Genomic DNA, 211 nt, shown 5'->3' with positions numbered 1-211 from the left:
AAAGTGGTGGAATGGTTGAATGATCCGCGCGTTAATTTTCAAAAGGTTGATGTGCGAAATCATGAGGCGACCGTAGAGCAAATGCGAGGGTATGATGTAGTAATGGATGGTACGACCATTACGCTAAACGGACTGTCTACGGCATGCATCGCAGAAGCGGGATGTTGCGGTGTTAACTTGAATGGATTCGGTGAAGAGGAAGCATCAAACG

Annotated in this window: 1 protein-coding gene; it reads left to right on the top strand. The window is 46.9% G+C overall.

What is annotated here, in order from left to right:
• The coding region (locus LKX83_RS33560; RefSeq protein ID WP_370639195.1) for a saccharopine dehydrogenase NADP-binding domain-containing protein at positions 1–211 on the top strand (211 nt) is incomplete at both ends.

This window comes from Cohnella baijiui (genome assembly GCF_020731285.1).
Lineage (GTDB): Bacteria > Bacillota > Bacilli > Paenibacillales > Paenibacillaceae > Cohnella.
This window is presented reverse-complemented; position numbering and strand designations above follow the sequence as displayed.